We start from the raw sequence: 20,127 nt of genomic DNA on the forward strand, positions 1-20,127 counted from the left end.
GTCAACCCTTTCCGCCGCTGGCCGGACCGCGATAGGCCGCGCGGCGGATCGCCAGCGCGAGCAGGACGACCACCAGCTGAACAGCGCCCATGATGAGTGCGATGGAGGAAGCCATCGAATAGTTGAAGTCCTCATACGCGGCCTCGTACGCCGCCAACGAAATCACCCGCGTCGACCCCGCCGGAGACCCCAGCAGCACCGCCGAAGGAAATACCGCGAAGGCCTGCACGAAGACGAGGCAGAAGGTCGTGACGAGGCCCGGCACCAGCAGCGGCAGGTAGACCCGCTTGAACTGCGCGGAGGGCGATGCACCCAGCGTGGCCGCGGCGCGTCCCAGCGAAGGGTCGATGCCCGTCACGTAAGACAGCAGCATGAGGAACGCGAACGGAAACCCCGTGATCACCAGGGACAGGATCACCGCCAACGGCCCATGCAACAGTTGCAAGGGTTGCGAGATCAACCCGAAGCCGAGCAGCGTGCGGTTGAACCAGCCGTTGGGCGACAGATAGGTCAGCATGCCCTGCGCGACCAGCACGGTGCCCAGCGTCATCGGGATCACCAGCGCCGCCGCGATCAGCCGCTGCTTCGTGCTCGGCACGCGCAGCAGGTAGGCCATCGGCAGCGCGATCAGCAGGTTGAAGATGGTGACCGGCAGCGAGATGAGCAGCGTCGTGCCGATGGTCTGGTACAGCCTCGGCTCCGAGAAGAAGCGCACGTAGTTCGCCGCCCATCCACCCTCGGCCGGCTTGAGCGACAGGATCACGCCATAGCCAAAGGGATAGATGAACAGCAGCAGCACTGCCAGCAACGCCGGGATCAGCAGCAGCACGCGCAGGTCGCGCCCCGCGACGGCGCCGTTCATCCGGCCTCCGGCACGAAGGCATCGGTGAAGAGGCGGATGCGCTCGGGCGCCACGCGAAACTGCACGCGTTCGCCCATCGTCACGCGCTCATGCGTTTCCATCGTGACGTGCGTGCCGTCCGCCGTGCGCAAATCGACCAGCCAGAGCTGGCCGCAGTACTCGACTTGCGCGACCTCGGCGGGGATGCCGTCATTCGAGAGCTTCACATCGTCCGGCCGAAACGCGAGCGACGCGGCCGCGCTGCCCACGGGGATGTCCAGTCCATCGAAACGCATGGCGCCGATGCCTTCCCCCACCAGCGCGGTGCGATCCTCGATGCGAACGGGGTAGGCATTGCGATAGCCCATGAAGCGCGCCACATAGAGGTTGTCGGGCGCGTTGTAGAGCGTCTCGGGCGTGCCCTGCTGCTGGATGCGGCCGTCGCGCATCACCACGATGCGGTCCGACAGCGACAGTGCCTCGTCCTGGTCGTGCGTGACGTAGATGGTGGTCAGGCCCAGCGCGTGATGCAGCCGCTTGATCTCGTGGCGCAGTTCCAGCCGCAGCTTGGCATCGAGGTTGGACAGGGGCTCGTCCATCAGCACCAGCGGCGGCTCGATGGCCACGGCGCGCGCGATGGCCACGCGCTGCTGCTGGCCGCCGGAGAGTTGGCCCGGCAGCTTGTCGATCTGGTTGGCCAGCCGCACCGTGGCCAACGCGCGCTCGACGCGCTGGTCCACCTCGGCCTTGGGTACCTTGCGCATCTCCAGGCCGAAGGCCACGTTGCGCCGCACGCTCAGGTGCGGGAAGAGCGCGTAGTTCTGGAACACCATGCCGAAGCCGCGCCGCTCCGGCGGCAGCACGTCGATGCGCTTGTCGTCCAGCGTGATGCTCCCCGACGAGATCTGCAGCAACCCCGACAGGCAGTTGAGCGCCGTCGACTTGCCGCAGCCCGAGGGCCCGAGCAGCGAGACGAACTCGCCCGCCTTGATCGTCAGCGAGAAATCGTCGAGCGCCTTGAAGCCGCCGAAGCGCAGCGCCACACGGTCGAGTTGCAGGGACTGGAAGGTGGCCATCAGGTCTTCACCTTCTGGCCGCCGATCTGCTCGTCCCAGGCGCGGAACATCGCGATCAGGGGCTTGGGTTCCAGCGGCGCCTTGACCGGAGTCGACGCCAGCAAGGGCTCGTAGTACGACAGCCGGCCGAATTCGTTCAGCACTTTCTGGCTTTCCGCAGGCGCCTGCGCCAGCGTGATGCCCTTGCGCGCCGGGCCGGGGTAGAGGTAGCCATCGGCATAGACCATGGCCTGCTGCGGTGGCTGCAGCATGTACTTGAGCACGTCGAGCGCAGCGGCGAGCCGGTCCTCCGGTAGGCCCTTGGGAATGGCGACGAACTGGCCGTCGGCGACGAAGGTCGGCTTGTCGAAGGCGGTCACCGCCGTGTCCTTGGGCACGATGCCCTGCACGCGTGGGTAGATGTCCCAGCCCATCGTCGAGATGATCAGGTCGCGCGAGCCCTGCGCCAGTTCGCGCATGGTCGGGGTGGTGCCGGAGGGGTAGTACTCGACGTTCCTGTTCAACTCCTTGAGATAGGCCCAGGTCTTGTCCCAGCCCTTGACCGGGTCGAGCGGATCCTTGTCGTCCAGCATGTAGGGCAGCGCCATGACGAAGGTGCGGCCCGGGCCGGAGTTGGCCGGGCGGGCGTAGAAGAACTTGTTGGGATTGGCCTTGGTCCAGGCCAGCAGGTCGTCCAGCGTCTTCGGCGGCTTGGCCACGCGCGAAGGTGCGAACTCGAGGATCGGCCCCTGCGGCGAATAGGCGATCAGCATGCCGTTGCCGCCGGCCTGCTTCTGGATGGCTGCCGCGCCGCCGTCGTAGAGATCGGCCGGGTTGCCGATCTGGGCGTAGTAGGGCGACAGGTCCTGCCACACGCCTTGCTCGATGCCCGCGGCGATGCCGTCCAGTCCGGTCAGCACCATGTGCAATTCGACCCGATTGGCCGCCTGCATGGCGCGGATCTTCCCGGCCAGTTCCGGCGCCGGGGAGCGGGTGAAGGTGAAGCGCGAGACGCGTTCCTTGTTGGCGGCGGCGTAGGCATCGAAGACCTTCTGGGTCAGCGCCAGGTTGCCTGCGACGTCGATGACGCCGAGCGGCACTGGAGACGATCCGAACTTCGGCAGGCCTTGCGCCCAAGCGGCGGGCAGAACGGCAGTGGCGGCGGCGCCGAGAGTCGTGCGCAGCAACGCACGTCGCGAGAGAGCGGGGTGGCCCGGAATGTTCATGGTTGTCTCCTGTTCGAAAGCAATGGCTGAAAGCGTCGAGTGGGGCGCAGTTTCAAGCGGCTACTTCTGACTGTCTATTTCCAAATACGCAGCATGTGATACCTAAAAGTTAAGATGTAGCGCCATGGACCTGCGCCAACTGAACTACTTCATCGCGGTCGCCGAGGAGAAGCACATCGGCCGTGCCGCCGAGCGCCTGCACGTCTCGCAGCCGCCGCTGACCCGGCACATCCAGGCGCTCGAAGCGGAACTCGGCGCCACCCTGTTCCGGCGCACGCCGAGGGGCATGCTGCCGACGCAAGCGGGGCAGATCCTGCTGAAGGAAGCGCTCGGCGTGCGCGCCTCGCTCGCGCAGGCGGCGGAACGTGTCAGGCAGGCGGCCCAGGGCCAGGCGGGGCAGATCGGCGTGGGCATCTATGGCTCCTCGGTCTTCGGCGTCATCGCGGAACTGCTGGCGCAATTCACCTCGACGCACCCGGACGTGGTGGTCGTGCTGAACCATGCGCAGACGGCGGACCAGGTCGCGGCGCTGCGCCAGGGACGCGTGCAGATCGTGTTCGAGCGCTGGCTGCCCGACGAGCCGGACATCGTCAGCGCGCCGCTCACGCGCGAGCCCTTGTTCCTCGCGCTCAGCGAGCGTCATCCGCTGGCGCAACGCGAAGTCGTCGAACTGGAGGCGCTGCAGGGCGAGACCCTGATCACCGGCGCCGCACCCAATCTCATCGCCGGGGCGCTGGCCCTCTGCCAAGGCCACGGCTTCGAGCCGCGCTTTGCGCCGCCGGTCCACGACGTGGTGACGGCCGCGCTGTCGGTGATCACCGGGCGCGTGCTTTCGCTGGTGCCTGAGTCGATGTTGAACGTGCGCTTTCCGGGCATCACCTACCGCCCGATCAAGAGCCGCGTCGACGCTTCGATGGAGGTGCACCACTACCGGCTCAAGGATGAGTCCTCGCCCTTGCTGGATGCCTTGCTGGCCACCATCGAGGGATTCGTCCGGGCCCGCGATTCGAAGTTGTCCGGTTCGTCCCACGCCTTGGGATTGAATCGTTGACGCGTTGGCTTGCCCGCCCCTTGGAAGGATGCGGATGGACACGTGTCCATCCAGAATCGACACATCCATCCAACGAGGCAAGAACCCATGTACATCAGCGAACAACTCCTCAACCCCGACGAGCGCCGGCTGCGCCTCTCGACGCAGCTCGGCGTGCAGAGCGTCGTGCTCGACAACCGCGGCACGGAACTGATCTCCGCCACCGGCGGCGTCAGCGAATGGGACGCCAGCAAGCTGCGCGACTACCGGCAATGGGTCGAAGGCTTCGGCCTCAAGCTCGATGTCTTCGCGCTCGATGTCGGCTCGATCCTGCTCGACTCCCTGACTGACATCGAGGGCGCGAAGAAGCAGCGTGCGACGCTGGCCCGGAACATCCAGAAGGCGGCCGACGCCGGCATCACCTGCCTCAAGTACAACGTGCAGATGGTCGGCATCACGCGCACGGGCCTCAAGCCCGGGCGGGGCGGCGCGCAGAACTCCGGCTTCGTCTACGCCGAGTACTCGGCGGCGGATGACCAGAAGCATTCGTACTGGGGCGTGGGCTACCCGAGCAACCAGGAAGAGGGGGGCTCCGCCTCGGCGATGCTCTGCGGCCAGAAGATGGCGCGTGAAGTGCCGCCAGTGACCGAGAAGGCCGGCTGGGAGGCTATCGAGTTCCTCGTCGAGGGCTTGGTGCCCGCCGCCGACAAGGCCGGCGTGCGCCTGGCCTGCCATCCGCACGACCCAGCCTATCCGGTCGGCGGCCTCAGCGGCATCGAGCACGTGGTCGGTTCGGCCGACGGCATCCGCAAGTTCCTGGCACTGTCGCCCAGCAAGAACCATGGCCTCAACTTCTGCCAGGGCACGGTCGCCGAAATGTTCAAGGCGCCGGGCAAGGCCATGATCCCGGTGATCGAGGAGTTTGCTTCGACCGGCCGCATCTTCATGGTCCACTTCCGCAACATCCGCGGCGGCTACCTCGACTTCCAAGAGGTATTCCCGGACGAGGGCGACGTCGACATGTTCGAAGCCGTCAAGGCCTATCAGCGTGGCGGCTATGCGGGCCCGCTCTGCCCGGACCATGTGCCGGTCTCCGAGCTCGACGAAGGTCGTGAGCGCTTCATGTCCTTCGCGCTGGGCTACACGCGCGGCTTGCTGCAGGCGGCCGGCGTGTGGTCGACAGCACCCAGGAACTGACGTACACCCTGTACATGCCCGAACTCCAGAAACTGCGCAGCCAACGCTGGCTCGCCAACAACGACTTCCGCACCTTCAACCACCGCAGCCGCATCATGCAGATGGGCTACGACCGCAAGGAGTGGGAGGGCAAGCCGCTGGTCGCGATCATGAACAGCTGGTCGGACTACAACCCCTGCCACATGCACTTTCGCCAACGCGTGGATGACGTCAAGCGCGGCGTGCTGCAGGCCGGAGGATTCCCGCTGGAGATGCCCACCATCTCGCTGAACGACTCCATCGTGAAGCCCTCCGCGCTGCTCTATCGCAACCTGATGGCGATGGAAGTGGAGGAGATGATCCGCTGCTATCCGGTCGATGCGGTGGTGCTGATGGGCGGCTGCGACAAGACCGGGCCGGCCATGCTGCTGGGCGCCACCAGTGCCGATGTGCCCGCGATCTTCCTGCCCGCCGGCCCGATGCTGCGCGGTAACTCGCGCGGCAAGACGCTGGGCTCCGGCTCCGACGCCTTCAAGTTCTGGGACGACCGGCGCGCCGGCCTCATCACCGAGCCCGAATGGGACAGCATCATCAGCGGCATCGCGCGCAGTCCCGGCACCTGCATGACGATGGGCACGGCCAGCACCATGACCGCGATCGCGGAGGCACTGGGCATGGCCTTGCCCGGCTCGTCGAGCGTGCCGGCGGTCGAGGCGGGGCACCAGCGCATGTCGGCGCAGGCCGGCCGCCGCATCGTCGAGATGGTGCATGAAGACCTGCGGCCTTCGCGCATCCAGAGCCGCAATGCCTTCCTCAATGCGATCACGGTGGCGATGGCGATGGGGTGCTCGACGAACGCGATCATCCATGTCATCGCGATGGCGCGGCGCGCCAAGGCCGACATCAGCCTCGACGACTTCGACGCCATTAGCCGCAAGGTGCCGGTGATCGCCAACGTGCGGCCCAGCGGCACCAGCCAGTACCTGATGGAGGATTTCTACTACGCCGGCGGGCTGCCCGCGTTGATGAAGCGCATCGATGTGCACCTGCACCTGGATGAACTCACCGTCACCGGCAAGACCGTCGGTGAGAACATCGAGGGCGCGCAGGTCTACAACGACGACGTGATCCGGACGCTCGACAACCCGGTCTACACTGAGGGCGCACTGGCGCACCTCAAAGGCAACCTGGCGCCGGACGGCTGCGTGATCAAGCCGAGTGCGATGAGCGCCAAGTTCCTGCAGCACAGCGGACCGGCCGTGGTGTTCGATGACTATCCGTCGCTAAAGAAGATGCTGGACGACGAAGACGCCGACATCACCGAGGACCATGTCATCGTGCTGCGCAATGCCGGTCCCAAGGGCGGCCCCGGCATGCCGGAATGGGGCATGGTGCCGATCCCCGTGAAACTTCTCAAGCAAGGCGTGCGCGACATGCTGCGCGTGAGCGATGCGCGCATGAGCGGCACCAGCTACGGCGCCTGTGCGTTGCATGTCGCACCGGAGGCGTACATCGGCGGCAACCTCGCGCTGGTGCGCACCGGCGACATCATCCGCATCGACGTGCCCAATCGCTCACTCGACATGCTGGTGAGCGATGAAGAATTGGCGCGCCGCCGCACCGAATGGACGCCACCGCCGCCACGCTTCGGCCGTGGCTACGGATGGATGTTTACCGAGCACATCCTTCAGGCCGACCAGGGCTGCGACATGGATTTCCTCCAGACGCAGTTCGGTGAGTCGGCTGGCGAGCCCGACATTTTTTAAGTCCTCCGCAAGAGATCAGGTCGACGTGGCATTGCCACGTCGGCCTGAGCGCGTTTGCGCTGTCCCGCGCAATGGACCGAGCTAGCGATCAGAAGCCTTTCCATCACCCAGCGCGGCCCAAAGGATGGGACGAAACGACGGGTCGTCTGTGCACACGATGCGCACGACAAGCGCCCTCGTCATCCAATAAAGGCATTCGTTGATTGCGGCCCCGGCAACGCCACGGAGCGCAAGAGACAACCCCCAATACGCCGGAGACAAACCCATGTATTTCAGGAACCACCAAAGGTATTTCATCCTCGCGCTCATCACGATCGTGCTGGCCTTCAGCACGGGCGACCGTGCCACCCTTTCCGTTGCCGGCGCCGGCATGTCCAAGGAACTCGGGCTGACCCCCGTGCAGATGGGCTGGCTCTTCTCTTCCTTTGCATGGGCCTATGTGCTCGCGCACATTCCGGCGGGCTGGCTGGTCGACAAGCTCGGCGCCAAGCGCACGGTCATCGGCGGGTTGGTGCTGTGGTCGCTCTGCACGATGTTCATGGGGGCGGCAGGCTGGTTTGCCTCCGCGTTCGCGGCGCTGCTGGTGTTGCGCTTCCTGCTCGGCACTTTCGAGGCGCCGGTGGGCCCCGCCTCCGCACGCGTCATCGCGGCATGGTTTCCGGCGGCGGAGCGCGGGATGGCAGGCGCCATCTTCAACAGCGCGCAATACGTCTCGCTCGCCTTCTTCACGCCGCTCATGGGCTGGCTCGACCACAAGTTCGGCTGGGAGCATGTGTTCTCGGTGATGGGTGGACTGGGCCTGTTGCTGGCGCTGCTCTGGTCGCGTACCTACCATGTGCCGACCGAGCATCCGAAGTTGACCAAGGACGAGTTCGAACTCATGCGTGCCGGCGGTGCGCTGGTCGAGTTGCCGGCGAGCGGGACTGGGGGCACTGCCAAGGCAGTCGCCAAGGACCCGAATGCGCCGGGGATCCTGGACCTGTTCAGGAGCCGCATGCTCTCGGGCATCTTCCTCGCGCAGTACTGCATCACGGCCATCACCTGGTTCTTCGTGTCGTGGTTCCCGACCTACCTGGTCAAGGAGCGCGGCATGACGATCCTCACGGCCGGCTTCGTCGCGTCCATCCCGGCCATCGCTGGCTTCCTTGGCGGCGTGTCGACTGGCTTCATTTCAGACTGGCTGCTCAAGCGCACCGGCTCCCTGACGATCGCGCGCAAGGTGCCGACCACCATCGGCTTGCTGCTCACCGCCGCCATGATCGGCTGCAACTACGTGGAGTCCGACGCACTGGTGATTGCGCTGATGTCGCTCGCCTTCTTCGGCAAGGGCTTCGGCTCGCTGGGCTGGACCATCGTGGCCGACACCGCGCCGCGCCAGATGATCGGCCTCACCGGCGGCGTTTTCAACGCGATCGGCAACACAGCGGGCATCACCACGCCGGTTGTGATTGGCTACATCCTCAGTGCGACCGGTTCGTTCCAGGGCGCGCTCGTGTACGTGGGCCTGCACGGCATGGTGGCCGTGGCGAGCTACTGGCTGATCGTCGGGCGCATCGAGCGATTCGAGATCAAGCCGCGCGTGCCGGCTGACCTGATCAAGGTTGCAAGCGTCCAGGGCTGATCCCGCGCCTCGCCTTGGCGACGCAGCCCCTCACGCACTGTTACACCGCGCGGGAATGGATCTTGCGGACCTCACAGCGTTCTCGATCCAAGAACGCTCGCTTGGCAATTGCTCAATTTTCAAGCGGGTGCCGCATCCCTAGCATTGACTCCGCCCGACCGAAGAGTCGCGCGAGTCACTGCGCTCGAACACATCAAGAGACAAATGCCGAACCACGCCACCGTCGCCATTGATCCTTCCGCCCATGAGTGCGCGGACATCTGGAACGACCCCGTCCATTTCTCACTGGCTGCACCTTCGCGAGACCTGTCGTCGTCGCCTGCAGCCGGTGACGCATCCCCGATTCCAAAACTGCACCAAGGACCTTCCATGAAAGCCGCCGAGTTGTTTGTCAGATGCCTAGAGAACGAGAACGTCGAATACATCTTCGGGATCCCAGGCGAGGAAAACATCGACGTGATGGACGCGCTGCTCGACAGCCCCATCACGTTCGTCACGACCCACCATGAGCAGGGCGCAGCCTTCATGGCCGACGTGTACGGCCGCCTCACGGGCCGTGCGGGCGTGTGCATGTCCACGCTGGGTCCGGGCGCCACCAACCTCATCACCGGCGTGGCCGATGCCAACATGGACCGCGCGCCGATCGTGGCCATCGCAGGGCAGGGCGCTACCACGCGGCTGCACAAGGAGAGCCACCAGATCCTCGACCTGGTGAGCATGTTCCAGCCGATCACCAAGTATTCGACGCAGATCCTGGAGCCGGGCATCGTGCCGGAGATCGTGCGCAAGGCCTTCAAGGTCGCGCAGACGGAAAAGCCCGGCGCTACTTTCATCGACTTCCCCGAGAACGTGGCGGAGATGACGACCGACAAGCAGCCGATCAAGGTGCAGACGGCCTACACCTCCGAGGCGCCCGCGCACAAGATCGAGGAAGCCGCGAAGCTCATCAACGCGGCGAAGGCCCCGGTGATCCTGGCCGGCAACGGCGTGATCCGCCAAGGTGCAGCCGATGCATTGACCACCTTTGCCGAGGTGCTGCGCATTCCCGTCGCCAACACCTTCATGGCCAAGGGCGTGGTGCCCTTCACCAATGAACTCTCGCTCGGCACCATCGGCATGAAGGCGCGCGACCTGCAATGGTTCGCCTTCGAGAAGGCCGATGTGGTCATCTGCGTGGGCTACGACATGGTCGAGTACCACCCGGACATGTGGAACCCGAACGGCGACAAGACCATCATCCACATCGACGCGCTGCCGGCCGAGGTGGACGAGCGCTACATCGTGGCTGTCGGTGTGCTGGGTGACCTGACCAACTCGCTGCGCGCCGTGGCACTGAAGGCGAAGCCGCAGACGGCCTCGCCGTTCAAGGCGATCCGCAAGGCGGTGGTGGCCGATCGCGCGGAATATTCGGAAGACACGGCCTTCCCGATCAAGCCGCAGAAGATCGTGTGGGACCTGCGCGAGGTGCTGGGCCCGGACGACATCGCGATCTCCGACGTGGGCGCGCACAAGATGTGGATGTCGCGGATGTACAAGGCCGAGCGGCCCAACACCTGCATCATTTCCAACGGCTTTGCGGCGATGGGCATCGCGGTGCCCGGTGCGATTGCAGCGAAGCTCGCCTACCCGGATCGCAAGGTGGTGGCCGTGACCGGCGACGCCGGCTTCATGATGAACTCGCAGGAGATCGAGACCGCGCTGCGCATGAAGACGCCCTTCGTGATCCTGATCTGGAACGACTCGGAATACGGCCTCATCACCTGGCATCAGTTGCGCCACTTCGGCCGGCCCAGCCACATCGCGTTCAAGAACCCCGACTTCGTGAAGTACGCCGAGAGCTTCGGCGCCAAGGGCTATCGGGTCGAGCGTGCGGAAGACCTGCTGCCCACGCTGAAGCAGGCGATTGCGGACGACACCGTCGTGATCATCGATTGCCCCGTGGACTATGCGGAGAACATGAAGCTCACCGCAAGGCTCAAGGACATGAAGTCGCCGCTTTGAACAGGAGTGCATGCAGATGAAGAAAATCAGAGCCGCCGTACTTGAAAAGATGGGCGTGGCGCCGCCCTATGCCGATTCGAAGCCGCTCACGATCATGGAGGTGGACCTGGCGTCACCGGGGCCCGATGAAGTGATGATCCGGATCGTGGCCGCGGGGCTGTGCCATTCCGACCTGTCGGTGATCAACGGCGACCGTCCGCGGCCGATGCCGATGGCGCTGGGGCATGAAGCCGCGGGCGTTGTCGAGGAAGTGGGCGAGGGTGTAACGGACTTGGCGGTTGGCGATCACGTGGTTGTCGTGTTCGTGCCGAGCTGCGGTCACTGTGCCCCTTGCGCGGAAGGGCGGCCCGCGCTGTGCGAACCGGGGGCTGCGGCCAATGGGGCGGGCACCTTGCTCTCGGGAGCGCGGCGCTTGAGCCATGGTGGAGAACCGTTGAACCATCAGCTCGGCTGCTCGGTGTTTGCGGAGTACGCCACGGTGTCGCGACGCTCGCTGGTGAAGATCGATCCGAGTGTGCCGCTGCATGAGGCGGCTTTGTTCGGTTGCGCGGTCCTGACGGGCGTGGGTGCGGTCGTGAACACGGCCAAGGTGCAGGTGGGCGCATCCGTCGCGGTGATCGGATTGGGTGGCGTGGGGCTCGCGGCACTGATCGGCGCGCATGCGGCGGGGGCGCGGCAGATCATCGCCATCGACCTGGCCGACGACAAGCTGGAACAGGCGCGCACGCTCGGCGCCACGCACACGGTCAATGCCGGACAAGCCGATGCGCTGGAGCAGATCCGCGCGCTGAGTTCGGGTGGCGTCGAATTCGCCTTCGAGTTTGCAGGCTCGGTGCGCGCTCTGGAGCTGGCCTACAAGATCACGCGACGTGGCGGCATGACGGTGACAGCTGGGCTGCCGCCGCCGACCGCGCTGTTTCCCTTGCCGGCCGTGAACCTCGTGGCCGAGGAACGCACGCTCAAGGGCAGCTACATCGGCACCTGCGTGCCCTCGCGCGACATCCCGCGCTACATCGCGCTGTATCAGCAGGGCCGCCTGCCGGTGGACAAGCTGCTCACGGGGCGCCTGAAGCTCGATGACATCAACCACGGCTTCGACCTGCTGCATGAGGGCAAGGCGATCCGGCAGGTGGTGGAGTTCGCATGATGAGCGGGCCGAACGATGCCGCACCTTCGTGGATGAGTGCATGGGCGGACAACATGCCGGCCTTCATGAAGGCGGTGATTCTTGGTGCACCGCAAGTGTCGACGGGCGAGGGCACGAAGTCGCCGATGGAAGAACAGTTCGAAGCGCTGCAGGCCACATGGAAGGAGTCCATCGAGAAGTGGGCAGCGCTGGCAAAGGAGGGCGCGCGGCCCGATGCCTTGACGCCTGAGGCCCTGCTGGCGCTCTTTTCCCCGGCACGCTGGAGCGGCTCGGGTGCGGACGCCTTTGACACCGGCCTGCGCGCGGTGCTGGAAGGACCGAAGTACGCCACCCTGTGGAACATGGACCGCGAACTGCTCCAACTGCAGCAACGCGCGGCCGAGCGCGACAAGGCGGTGTGGGCCTACCAGGACATCGAGCAGAAGGCGTGGCGCAAGGCCTTCGAACGCTTCGCCGCATCCTTCGTGCAGAAGGGTGATAGCCCAACGACGTGGCGCGGCCTGACCGATCGCTGGCTTGCGATCGCGAACGACACGCTCATCGAGGCGCACCGCACGGAAACGTTCGTGCAGGCGCAGAGCAGCATGCTGCGCGCCGCATCCGACTACCGCTTGCAGGAACGTCAACTGGCCGAAGCCTGGTGCGAATCGAGCCACATCCCCACGCGCACCGAGGTGGATGAGACGCAGCGGGTGGTGACGGAGCTTCGACGCGAGTTGCGGTTGCAACGGCGGCAGTTGGCCGCCTTGACGACGCCGGCGCGCGCCGCAGCGAACGCAGCCACGCCCCAACGCCGCACTGCCACCGCCACGAAGACGCGGCCAACAGCCAAGGCCTGAGGAACTTCATGACAGCCCTCCAGAAATCCCCCGCCGCCGCGGCGCTCGCGGAGTTCAGCGACTTCAACCTCAAGATGGCGCGCGGCCAGAAGCTGCTCGGCAGGATCAAGGACGAGCACGTCCAGATCGCCACTGCCGACAAGGAGGTGGTCTTCCGCGAAGACAAGACCACGCTCTATCGCTACAAGCCCACGGCAAAGCGCACGCTCGGCATCCCGGTGCTCGTCGCCTACGGCCAGGTCGGCCGCTACACGATGACGGACCTGCAGGAAGACCGTTCGATGCTGCGCAGCCTGCTGGCGCTGGGCGTTGACGTCTATGCCGTCGACTGGGGCAGCCCCACGCGCAGCGACCGGTGGCTCAGCTTCGAGGACTACGTCGACGTCTACCTCAACGACTGCATCGAGTTCATCTGCCGCGAGCATCAGTTGCCTGCCATCAACCTGCTGGGCATCTGCGAAGGCGGTGTCTTCTCGCTGTGCTACGCAGCCTTGTATCCGGACCGCGTCAAGAACCTGATCCTCACGATCACACCCGTCGACTTCCACCAGGACCAGGCCGAAGGCCGCATCAACCACGGCCTGATCAACTTGTGGACCCGCGGCCTGAGCGCGGAAGACATCGATCGCCTCATCGAGGCCAACGGCAACCTGCCGGGCGAGTTGATGAGCCATGTGTTCTCGCAGATGACGCCGGGCGCGACGCTCTCCAAGTACAACGTCGGCCTGCTCGACACCTTCGACGACGAGAAGAAGCTCTTGAACTTCCTGCGCATGGAGAAGTGGCTCGCCGACCGGCCGCACCACCCCGGCGAGGCAGCGAAGCAACTGCTGGTCAACCTCTACAACAACAACGAGCTGATCCGGGGCGAGTTCGAACTCGGCGGCCGCAAGGTCGACCTGGCCGACATCCGCGTGCCGGTGCTCAATGTCTTCGCCAAGGACGACCACATCATCCCGCCGAAGACCACGCAGGCGCTGCGCGGCGCTGTCGGCAGCCAGGACTATTCGGAGATCGGGCTCGATGGCGGCCATGTCGGCGTGTTCGTCAGCGGCAAGTCGCAGGGGGTGCTCGGCAAGGGCATCTTCGACTGGCTGAAGAAGCGCGATCGGTAGCCGGTGGCCAAGCGTCAAGGCAACACCACGGAGCCTCGTCTCAAGGAGGTCTCGGTCATTGGTCACGGCGGCTTCCGCAGGCTGGCCTATGCCGAGTGGGGGCCGGAGAAGGCCGAGCGCACCGTGGTCTGCGTGCATGGTGTGTCGCGTACGGGCCGCGACTTCGATGTGCTGGCTTCCGCACTCGCGGCGGAAGGCGTCCGGGTCGTCGCACCTGACCTCCCCGGACGCGGACGCAGCGAGTGGCTCGCGAAGCCGGCGCACTACACCGACCGGGCCTACACCGGCGCCTTGTCCACGCTCATCGCGCGGCTCGACGTGGAGTCGGTGGACTGGATCGGCACGTCGCTCGGCGGCCACATCGGCATGCTGATGGCCTCCGAGGAACAGACGCCGATTCGCAAGCTCGTGCTCAACGACTTCGGGGCGCGCGTGTCCGCCTCGGCGCTGCGGCGCATCGGTGCGTACCTCGGCAAGCGTTGGCGCTTCGCATCCGTCGAAGACCTGGAGGCGCATCTGCGCGAGATCCACGAGCCCTTCGGCAACTTGACCGATGCGCAGTGGCAGCACTTGGCGAAGTACAGCGCCACGCCGGACCCGGCCGGCGGTGTCCGCTTCCATTTCGACCCGGCCATCGGCATGCGCTTCGGCATCCCGATCTACCTGGACGTGGTGCTGTGGCAACTGTGGGACAAGATCGACTGCCCGGTGCTGATCCTGCGCGGCGAAGACTCCGACCTGTTGAGTGAAGCGACGACGCGACAGATGCTGAACCGCGGCCCTGCGGCCAAGGCCGGCCTCGTGAGCGTCGTCGAAGTACCCGAGTGCGGGCATGCACCGGCGCTGATGGAAGCCAGCCAGATCGCGACCATCCAGGCGTTTCTCTTCCCGGCCAAGCCCCGCCCAAGTGGCCGGGCGCGAGCGTCCGCCGCGGCATCTCGGGCGGGCCGTTCGATCTCTGCGAGCACACCGTGAAGCAAGACAAGATCGTCACGGCCGAGGCGGCTGTCGCACTGATCCGCGATGGGGATTCGGTGAGCTGTTCGGGCTTCGTCGGCATCGGGACGCCCGAGGCCTTGATCGAAGCGCTGGAGCGACGCTTCGTCGACACCCAGGGCCCGCGCGACCTCACGCTGGTGTTTGCCGCGGCGCCGGGCGATGCGAAGGAACGCGGCCTCAACCGGCTGGCGCATCCGGGGCTGGTCAAGCGCGCCATCGGTGGCCACTGGTCGCTCGTGCCCAAGCTCGCCAAGCTGGCGACGGACAACCTGATCGAGGCCTACAACCTGCCGCTGGGCGTCGTCTCGCACCTGTACCGCGACATCGCGGCGCACCGTGCGGGCAGCGTGAGCAAGGTCGGCATGGGCACCTTCGTCGACCCGCGCAACGGCGGCGGCAAGATCAACACGCGCACCACCGAGGACCTGGTGCGGGTCATGGACATCGATGGCGAGGAGTGGCTGTTCTACAAGACCTTTCCGATCAACGTGGCGCTGATCCGCGGCACCACGGCCGATGCCTCCGGCAACGTCACGATGGAACGCGAGGCGCTGGTGCTGGACGCGCAGGCCGCGGCGATGGCCGCGCGCAATGCCAACGGGCTGGTGATCGCCCAGGTGGAGCGCATTGCCGCGACAGGCTCGCTGGATGCGCGCAGCGTCATCGTCCCGGGCGTGCTGGTCGACTGCGTGGTGGTCGCACCGCAGGCCTCCCACGTGCAGACCTACGGCACCGACTACAGCGCCGCCTTCTCGAACGAGATCCGGGTGCGGACCGACAGGATCGTGCCCGCACCACTGGACGAGCGAAAACTCATTGCCCGTCGCTGCGCCTTCGAACTGCCGCTGGGCGGCGTGATCAACCTGGGCATCGGCGTGCCGGAGGTGGTCGCCGCCGTTGCCGCCGAGGAGCGGGTGCTCGATGACCTCACGCTCACGGCCGAACCGGGCGTCATCGGCGGCATGCCGCAGGGCGGGCTGGACTTCGGTGCGGCGGTCAACGTGCAAGCGCTGCTGCACCAGAACCAGCAGTTCGATTTCTATGACGGCGGCGGGCTGGATCTCGCGTGCCTGGGCATGGCCGAGATCGACCAGGTCGGCAACGTCAACGTGAGCCGCTTCGGGCCGCGACTGGCGGGGGCGGGTGGCTTCATCAACATCAGCCAGAACGCGCGCCGCCTCGTGTTTGCCGGCACGTTTACTGCCGGGGGGCTGGAAGTCTCGATCCAGGACGGCAAGGTGCGCATCGATGCCGAGGGCAAGGTGCGCAAGTTCGTGGATGCGGTCGAGCAGATCACCTTCAGCGGCACACAGGCGGCGGCCAAGGGCCAATCCGTGCACTACGTGACCGAGCGCTGCGTCTTCAGGCTCCAGCCGCAAGGGCTGCAACTGATCGAAGTGGCGCCGGGCATCGACATCGATCGCGACATCCTCGCGCACATGGCCTTCCGGCCGTTGATGGACACCGTCACCATCATGGACCCGCGCATCTACCGTCCCAAGTCGATGGGTCTGGCCGCGGTGTTGCAAGACCTGCAGCTCTCCGATCGCTTGAGCTACGACACCGAGCGCAACACGCTTTTCGTCAACTTCGAGGGCATGGCGATCCGCAGCATGGAAGAGATTGAGAGCGTGCGGCGCGTGTTCGAGGCGCTGTGCAGCCAGATCGGGCGCAAGCTGAACGTGATCGTCAACTACGACGGCTTCAGGCTCGACGACAGGGTGGCCGAGGCCTACGAGGACATGGTGGCCGCGCTGCGGGCGAAGTACTACAGCACCGGGCGGCGCTACACCACCAGCGCCTTCCTGCGCGCGAAGCTGGGTTCGTCATTGCAGACGCGCCAGGCATCGGCGCGCGTTTTCGAATCGAAGGCGGATGCGGCTGAGTTCCTTCGCACTCGGCCGCAACTCGTCGCAGTCGCCTGAGCCGCTCTGGCGTACCGGCGACAGACCCTGTCAACCGCTTTCGCGAAGGGCCAGGGAGAAGCCGATGTCATGGATGCGCGGCACCTCGCCGGGCTCTCGCGACAGGCGCCGCGCCAGCAACAGGCCTGCTCGTTCGCCCAGCTCGCGCGAGGCGATGCGTACGGTGGTGAGCGGCGGAACGCAGGCCGCAGCCACCGGCAGGTCCGAGAAGCCGACCACCGACAGCTCTCCTGGCACCGCGAGCCCGCGACGCCTGCATTCGAGCAACGCACCAAGTGCCAAGGTGTCGTTGCTGCAGAACACGGCTTGCAGGCGGGGCTCTGCAGCCAACAGTTGCGCGAGGCCGGCAGCGCCGTCATCGATGGAAGTGGGCGGTGCGGCAGATCGCGTCACGACCTCGCCGCCACCGGCCCGTGCGATGGCCGCGCGGTAGCCTTGCAGTCGCTTGCGCGCACGGTCTTCATCGGCGCCAAGGAAGCCGAAGCGTCGGCGCCCACGTGCCAGCAGGTGCGCGGCCACGGCCTCGCCGGCCGCCTCGTTGGAGAAGCCCACCACCATGTCGATCGGGTCGTCGCAGAGGTCCCAGCATTCGACCGTCGGGATGCCGGCCTTTTGCAGCTTGCTCCGCACGCCCGCGGTGTGCGCCGTGCCCGTCAGCACCATGGCATCGACGCGACGGCCCAGGAAGGCATCGACCAGCTTCTCTTCCGCATCGGCGTCGTAGCCGGTCTGGCCAAGCAACAGTTGGTAGCCGGCTGCGCCCAGTACCTTGGACAGCCCATCCATCGTGTCGGCGAACCAGGCGTTCGACAGTGTCGGCACGATCGCGCCGACGATGCGCGAGCGGCTCGACGCGAGCGTGCCGGCGTTGAGGTTGGGGACATAGCCGAGCTGCGCGACCGCTTCCTGCACGGCGGCGCGGGTGGCCGGTGCCACGCTGTCCGGGTCGCTCAGCACGCGGGACACGGTCACGCGTGCCACGCCGGCCGCCTTGGCCACGTCCGACATCAGCACCTTGGAAGGTTTCACGTGCTGGCCCGCGCCACGATCTCGAAGCCGATGTCGATCAGGTCGGCACCTGTGGATTGGCCGGACAGCCGCGCCAGCAGCATCTGGCCCGCGCGCTCGCCCATCTCGGCGCGTCGGATCAGGACAGTGGAGAGGCGTGGCGATGCGGCACGCGCCACCGCCAGGTCGCCGAACCCGAGCACGGCGAGCCGCCCCGGCACGGCCCAGCCGCGCTGCACGCATTCGAAGAGCACGCCTGCCGCGAGCAGGTCGTTGTTGCAGAACACGGCCGTGACATCGGGCCGTCGCGCGAGGATCTGCGTGAGGCGAGGGCCGGCGTCGTCGATCAAGGCTGGCGGACGGATCAGTTCCGACTGCACATCGTCGATGCCATGCGCCGCCGCCACGGTCCTGAAGCCTTCGAGCCGCAGCCTCGAGCGGTCTTCCTCGGCGCCGATGAAGGCCAGCGCTCGGTGCCCGCGATCGATCAGGTGCTGTGCCGCTGCCTTGCCGGCTTCAAGGTTGGAAAAGCCGACCAGCATGTCGATGGGCGCGTTGGGCGGCGTCGGCAGGTCCCAGGTCTGCACGACCGGCACGCCGGCGCGCTTGAGCTTGGCGCGCAGGGCGGGCGATTGGGCATTGCCGGTCAGCACGAGGCCATCGACGCGTCGGCCGAGGAAGGTGTCGACCAGCGTCGCCTCGTCACCAGCGCGATAGCCGCTCTGGCCGAGCAGCAACTGGTAGCCGCCATCGGCCAGGGTCTGCGCCAACGCCTCGATGGTTTCGGAGAACACCAGGTTGGAGATGGTGGGCACGATGGCCGCGACGATGCGCGAGCGGTTCGAGGCGAGGCTGCCGGCGGTGAGGTTGGGCACGTAGCCCAATTGCTCGACGGCGGAACGCACGGCGGCCAGCGTATCGGGCGCGACCTTGTCGGGCTCGTTGATGGCGCGCGAGACGGTGACGAGCGAAACGCCCGCGACGCGCGCAACGTCGCTCATGCGCGCGCGTTCCGGAGCGGGGGAGGGAGGGGGAGTCTGTGGGCGGGTCAAGGGCAGGGTTATACCGCGACGCTTGCAATCATGGAAGCGCTTCCATACAATCGATGCAACGGCGCGGAGAAGCGGCACATCTGAAATGGGCACGAGTGCCCGTTTTGTTTGCCCAAAGATGGAAGCGCTTCCATTACAACGGAGTCACGATGCACGAGATCACTTTCGAGGGCTTTGTCCGGCCCGATGGCAGGGTCGGCACACGCAACCACATCGGCGTGTTCGTCGTCGGCAACTGCGGCGCCACGGCGGCGCGGCGCGTGGCCGACCATTTCAATGCGAAGCGCCTGGCGGCCTTCCCCAACGTGGACGAGGTGCTGCCTTTCGTGCACGAGATCGGCTGCGGCATGGAGGCCACCGGCGAGCCGATGAACCTGCTGCGCCGGACCATTGCGGGCACCATCCGCAATCCCAATATCGCAGGCGCCGTGGTGATCGCGCTGGGCTGCGAGCGCAACAACATCCGCGCGTTCTTCGAGCAGGAGCAGCTCGTCCCCGGACCCATGCTGCACATGCTGGTGATGCAGGAGATCGGCGGCACGGCCAACACCATCGATGCGGGCATTGCGGCGGTCGAGGCGATGCTGCCCGAGGCGAACCGCTTCCAGCGCGAGGCCGTCTCCGTCGAGCACCTGGTGGTCGGCTTGCAATCGGCCGCCGCCGACAGCGACACGGCCATTTCAGCGAACCCGGCGCTGGGCGCGGCCATCGACCTGCTGGTGCGCCATGGCGGCACGGCCATCCTTTCCGGGACGAGCGAACTCGCACCGGACGCACAACGCGTGGCGGCACGCGCCGCGAGTCCCGCAGTCGGTGCGCAACTGGAGCAGCGCATCCAGTGGTGGAAGGGCTACACGGCGGGACGCGACACGGGCATGACCCGGGCGGCGCCCGCCGAGACCGAAGGCCTGCGCCGCGCCGGAACCTCGCCGCTCCAGGCCGTCTACGAATACGCCCATCCGGTCACGCAGCGCGGCCTGGTGTTCATGGACGCGCCGGCCTATGCCGCCGTCTCCGCCACCGGGCAGGTCGCCAGCGGCGCCACGATGGTCTGCCTTACGACAGGCAGCGGGTCCGGCTTCGGCGCGGCACCCGTACCGACCGTCAAGTTGGCCAGCAACTCGGCGGTGTTCGCGCGCATGGAGGACGACTTGGACATCGATTGCGGCGGCGTGCTGGCCGGCGAGATCGGCGTGGCGCAGATGGGGCAACTGGTGTTCGAGCGGATGCTCGCGCATGCCTCGGGCGAGGCCACCAAGAGCGAAGAGCTTGGCGTCGGACGAGATGAATTCGTGCCCTGGCCCATCGGCGTGCTGGCTTGAACAA

General features: G+C 66.3%; 16 protein-coding genes. 11 read left to right on the top strand and 5 right to left on the bottom strand.

Features of this window, described 5'->3' with window-relative positions:
• Nucleotide 1: 1 nt before the first annotated feature.
• The 3 genes from WKW82_RS25945 to WKW82_RS25955 are packed head-to-tail and all read right to left on the bottom strand — an operon-like array spanning nt 2 to nt 3,122.
• The gene (locus WKW82_RS25945; RefSeq protein WP_340345333.1) at nt 2-862 is read right to left on the bottom strand and encodes an ABC transporter permease; all 861 of its coding nucleotides are present in this window, start codon (nt 860-862) and stop codon (nt 2-4) included.
• Nucleotides 859-1,920 (bottom strand): ABC transporter ATP-binding protein, encoded by a 1,062-nt coding sequence (locus WKW82_RS25950; RefSeq protein WP_422823594.1) that lies wholly within the window; start codon nt 1,918-1,920, stop codon nt 859-861. The genes WKW82_RS25945 and WKW82_RS25950 overlap by 4 nt, the downstream gene beginning before the upstream one ends.
• Complete coding sequence (locus WKW82_RS25955) at nt 1,917-3,122, bottom strand: ABC transporter substrate-binding protein (RefSeq protein ID WP_340345337.1); 1,206 nt, start codon at nt 3,120-3,122, stop codon at nt 1,917-1,919. The genes WKW82_RS25950 and WKW82_RS25955 overlap by 4 nt, the downstream gene beginning before the upstream one ends.
• A 124-nt stretch (nt 3,123-3,246) precedes the next feature.
• Between WKW82_RS25955 and WKW82_RS25960 the strand changes: the two genes are divergently transcribed.
• The 10 genes from WKW82_RS25960 to WKW82_RS26005 all read left to right on the top strand — a co-directional run bounded on the left by WKW82_RS25960 (nt 3,247) and on the right by WKW82_RS26005 (nt 16,741).
• The gene (locus WKW82_RS25960) at nt 3,247-4,173 is read left to right on the top strand and encodes a LysR substrate-binding domain-containing protein (RefSeq protein ID WP_340345339.1); all 927 of its coding nucleotides are present in this window, start codon (nt 3,247-3,249) and stop codon (nt 4,171-4,173) included.
• Between the two features lie 87 nt (nt 4,174-4,260).
• On the top strand, nt 4,261-5,349 hold the full coding sequence (locus tag WKW82_RS25965) for a mannonate dehydratase (RefSeq protein WP_340345341.1): 1,089 nt from the start codon (nt 4,261-4,263) through the stop codon (nt 5,347-5,349).
• A 14-nt stretch (nt 5,350-5,363) separates the two neighbouring features.
• Nucleotides 5,364-7,094: an L-arabinonate dehydratase gene (araD, locus tag WKW82_RS25970; RefSeq protein WP_340345495.1), complete on the top strand. Its 1,731-nt coding sequence runs from the start codon at nt 5,364-5,366 to the stop codon at nt 7,092-7,094.
• Nucleotides 7,095-7,359: 265 nt separating this feature from the next.
• On the top strand, nt 7,360-8,715 hold the full coding sequence (locus WKW82_RS25975; RefSeq protein WP_340345342.1) for an MFS transporter: 1,356 nt from the start codon (nt 7,360-7,362) through the stop codon (nt 8,713-8,715).
• A gap of 369 nt (nt 8,716-9,084) precedes the next feature.
• On the top strand, nt 9,085-10,716 hold the full coding sequence (locus WKW82_RS25980; protein WP_340345343.1) for an acetolactate synthase large subunit: 1,632 nt from the start codon (nt 9,085-9,087) through the stop codon (nt 10,714-10,716).
• 16 nt (nt 10,717-10,732) lie between these two features.
• Nucleotides 10,733-11,863, top strand: a complete 1,131-nt coding sequence (locus WKW82_RS25985; protein WP_340345344.1) for a zinc-dependent alcohol dehydrogenase family protein — start codon at nt 10,733-10,735, stop codon at nt 11,861-11,863.
• A complete protein-coding gene (locus WKW82_RS25990) occupies nt 11,863-12,702 on the top strand; it encodes a poly(R)-hydroxyalkanoic acid synthase subunit PhaE (protein WP_340345345.1) in 840 nt (279 codons plus the stop codon). Before WKW82_RS25985 ends, WKW82_RS25990 begins: the two co-directional genes overlap by 1 nt.
• Nucleotides 12,703-12,710: 8 nt before the next feature.
• On the top strand, nt 12,711-13,817 hold the full coding sequence (phaC, locus tag WKW82_RS25995; RefSeq protein ID WP_340345346.1) for a class III poly(R)-hydroxyalkanoic acid synthase subunit PhaC: 1,107 nt from the start codon (nt 12,711-12,713) through the stop codon (nt 13,815-13,817).
• 3 nt (nt 13,818-13,820) lie between these two features.
• Nucleotides 13,821-14,792, top strand: coding sequence for an alpha/beta fold hydrolase (locus WKW82_RS26000; RefSeq protein WP_340345347.1), 972 nt, complete (start codon nt 13,821-13,823; stop codon nt 14,790-14,792).
• On the top strand, nt 14,789-16,741 hold the full coding sequence (locus WKW82_RS26005) for an acyl CoA:acetate/3-ketoacid CoA transferase (RefSeq protein ID WP_340345348.1): 1,953 nt from the start codon (nt 14,789-14,791) through the stop codon (nt 16,739-16,741). The genes WKW82_RS26000 and WKW82_RS26005 overlap by 4 nt, the downstream gene beginning before the upstream one ends.
• A gap of 30 nt (nt 16,742-16,771) precedes the next feature.
• Here the strand turns inward: WKW82_RS26005 and WKW82_RS26010 are convergent, their stop codons facing one another.
• Nucleotides 16,772-17,770 carry a LacI family DNA-binding transcriptional regulator gene (locus tag WKW82_RS26010; protein ID WP_340345349.1) on the bottom strand — a complete coding sequence of 333 codons (999 nt, stop codon included), beginning with the start codon at nt 17,768-17,770 and terminating at the stop codon, nt 16,772-16,774.
• A complete protein-coding gene (locus tag WKW82_RS26015) occupies nt 17,767-18,750 on the bottom strand; it encodes a LacI family DNA-binding transcriptional regulator (RefSeq protein ID WP_340345351.1) in 984 nt (327 codons plus the stop codon). Before WKW82_RS26015 ends, WKW82_RS26010 begins: the two co-directional genes overlap by 4 nt.
• A 200-nt stretch (nt 18,751-18,950) precedes the next feature.
• On the opposite strand from WKW82_RS26015, the gene WKW82_RS26020 reads away from it, so the two are divergent.
• The gene (locus tag WKW82_RS26020) at nt 18,951-20,123 is read left to right on the top strand and encodes a UxaA family hydrolase (protein ID WP_340345352.1); all 1,173 of its coding nucleotides are present in this window, start codon (nt 18,951-18,953) and stop codon (nt 20,121-20,123) included.
• Nucleotides 20,124-20,127: the final 4 nt, after the last annotated feature.

Source organism: Variovorax rhizosphaerae, assembly GCF_037889975.1.
GTDB lineage: Bacteria > Pseudomonadota > Gammaproteobacteria > Burkholderiales > Burkholderiaceae_C > Variovorax > Variovorax rhizosphaerae.

Excerpts from the sequence above, each read along its gene's own strand:
- WKW82_RS25945 (WP_340345333.1), bottom strand. The coding sequence starts at position 862 with ATGAACGGCGCCGTCGCGGGGCGCGACCTGCGCGTGCTGCTGCTGATC.
- WKW82_RS25955 (WP_340345337.1), bottom strand. The coding sequence starts at position 3,122 with ATGAACATTCCGGGCCACCCCGCTCTCTCGCGACGTGCGTTGCTGCGC.
- WKW82_RS25960 (WP_340345339.1), top strand. The coding sequence starts at position 3,247 with ATGGACCTGCGCCAACTGAACTACTTCATCGCGGTCGCCGAGGAGAAG.
- WKW82_RS25965 (WP_340345341.1), top strand. The coding sequence starts at position 4,261 with ATGTACATCAGCGAACAACTCCTCAACCCCGACGAGCGCCGGCTGCGC.
- araD (WP_340345495.1), top strand. The coding sequence starts at position 5,364 with ATGCCCGAACTCCAGAAACTGCGCAGCCAACGCTGGCTCGCCAACAAC.
- WKW82_RS25975 (WP_340345342.1), top strand. The coding sequence starts at position 7,360 with ATGTATTTCAGGAACCACCAAAGGTATTTCATCCTCGCGCTCATCACG.
- WKW82_RS25980 (WP_340345343.1), top strand. The coding sequence starts at position 9,085 with ATGAAAGCCGCCGAGTTGTTTGTCAGATGCCTAGAGAACGAGAACGTC.
- WKW82_RS25985 (WP_340345344.1), top strand. The coding sequence starts at position 10,733 with ATGAAGAAAATCAGAGCCGCCGTACTTGAAAAGATGGGCGTGGCGCCG.
- WKW82_RS25990 (WP_340345345.1), top strand. The coding sequence starts at position 11,863 with ATGAGCGGGCCGAACGATGCCGCACCTTCGTGGATGAGTGCATGGGCG.
- phaC (WP_340345346.1), top strand. The coding sequence starts at position 12,711 with ATGACAGCCCTCCAGAAATCCCCCGCCGCCGCGGCGCTCGCGGAGTTC.
- WKW82_RS26015 (WP_340345351.1), bottom strand. The coding sequence starts at position 18,750 with ATGAGCGACGTTGCGCGCGTCGCGGGCGTTTCGCTCGTCACCGTCTCG.
- WKW82_RS26020 (WP_340345352.1), top strand. The coding sequence starts at position 18,951 with ATGCACGAGATCACTTTCGAGGGCTTTGTCCGGCCCGATGGCAGGGTC.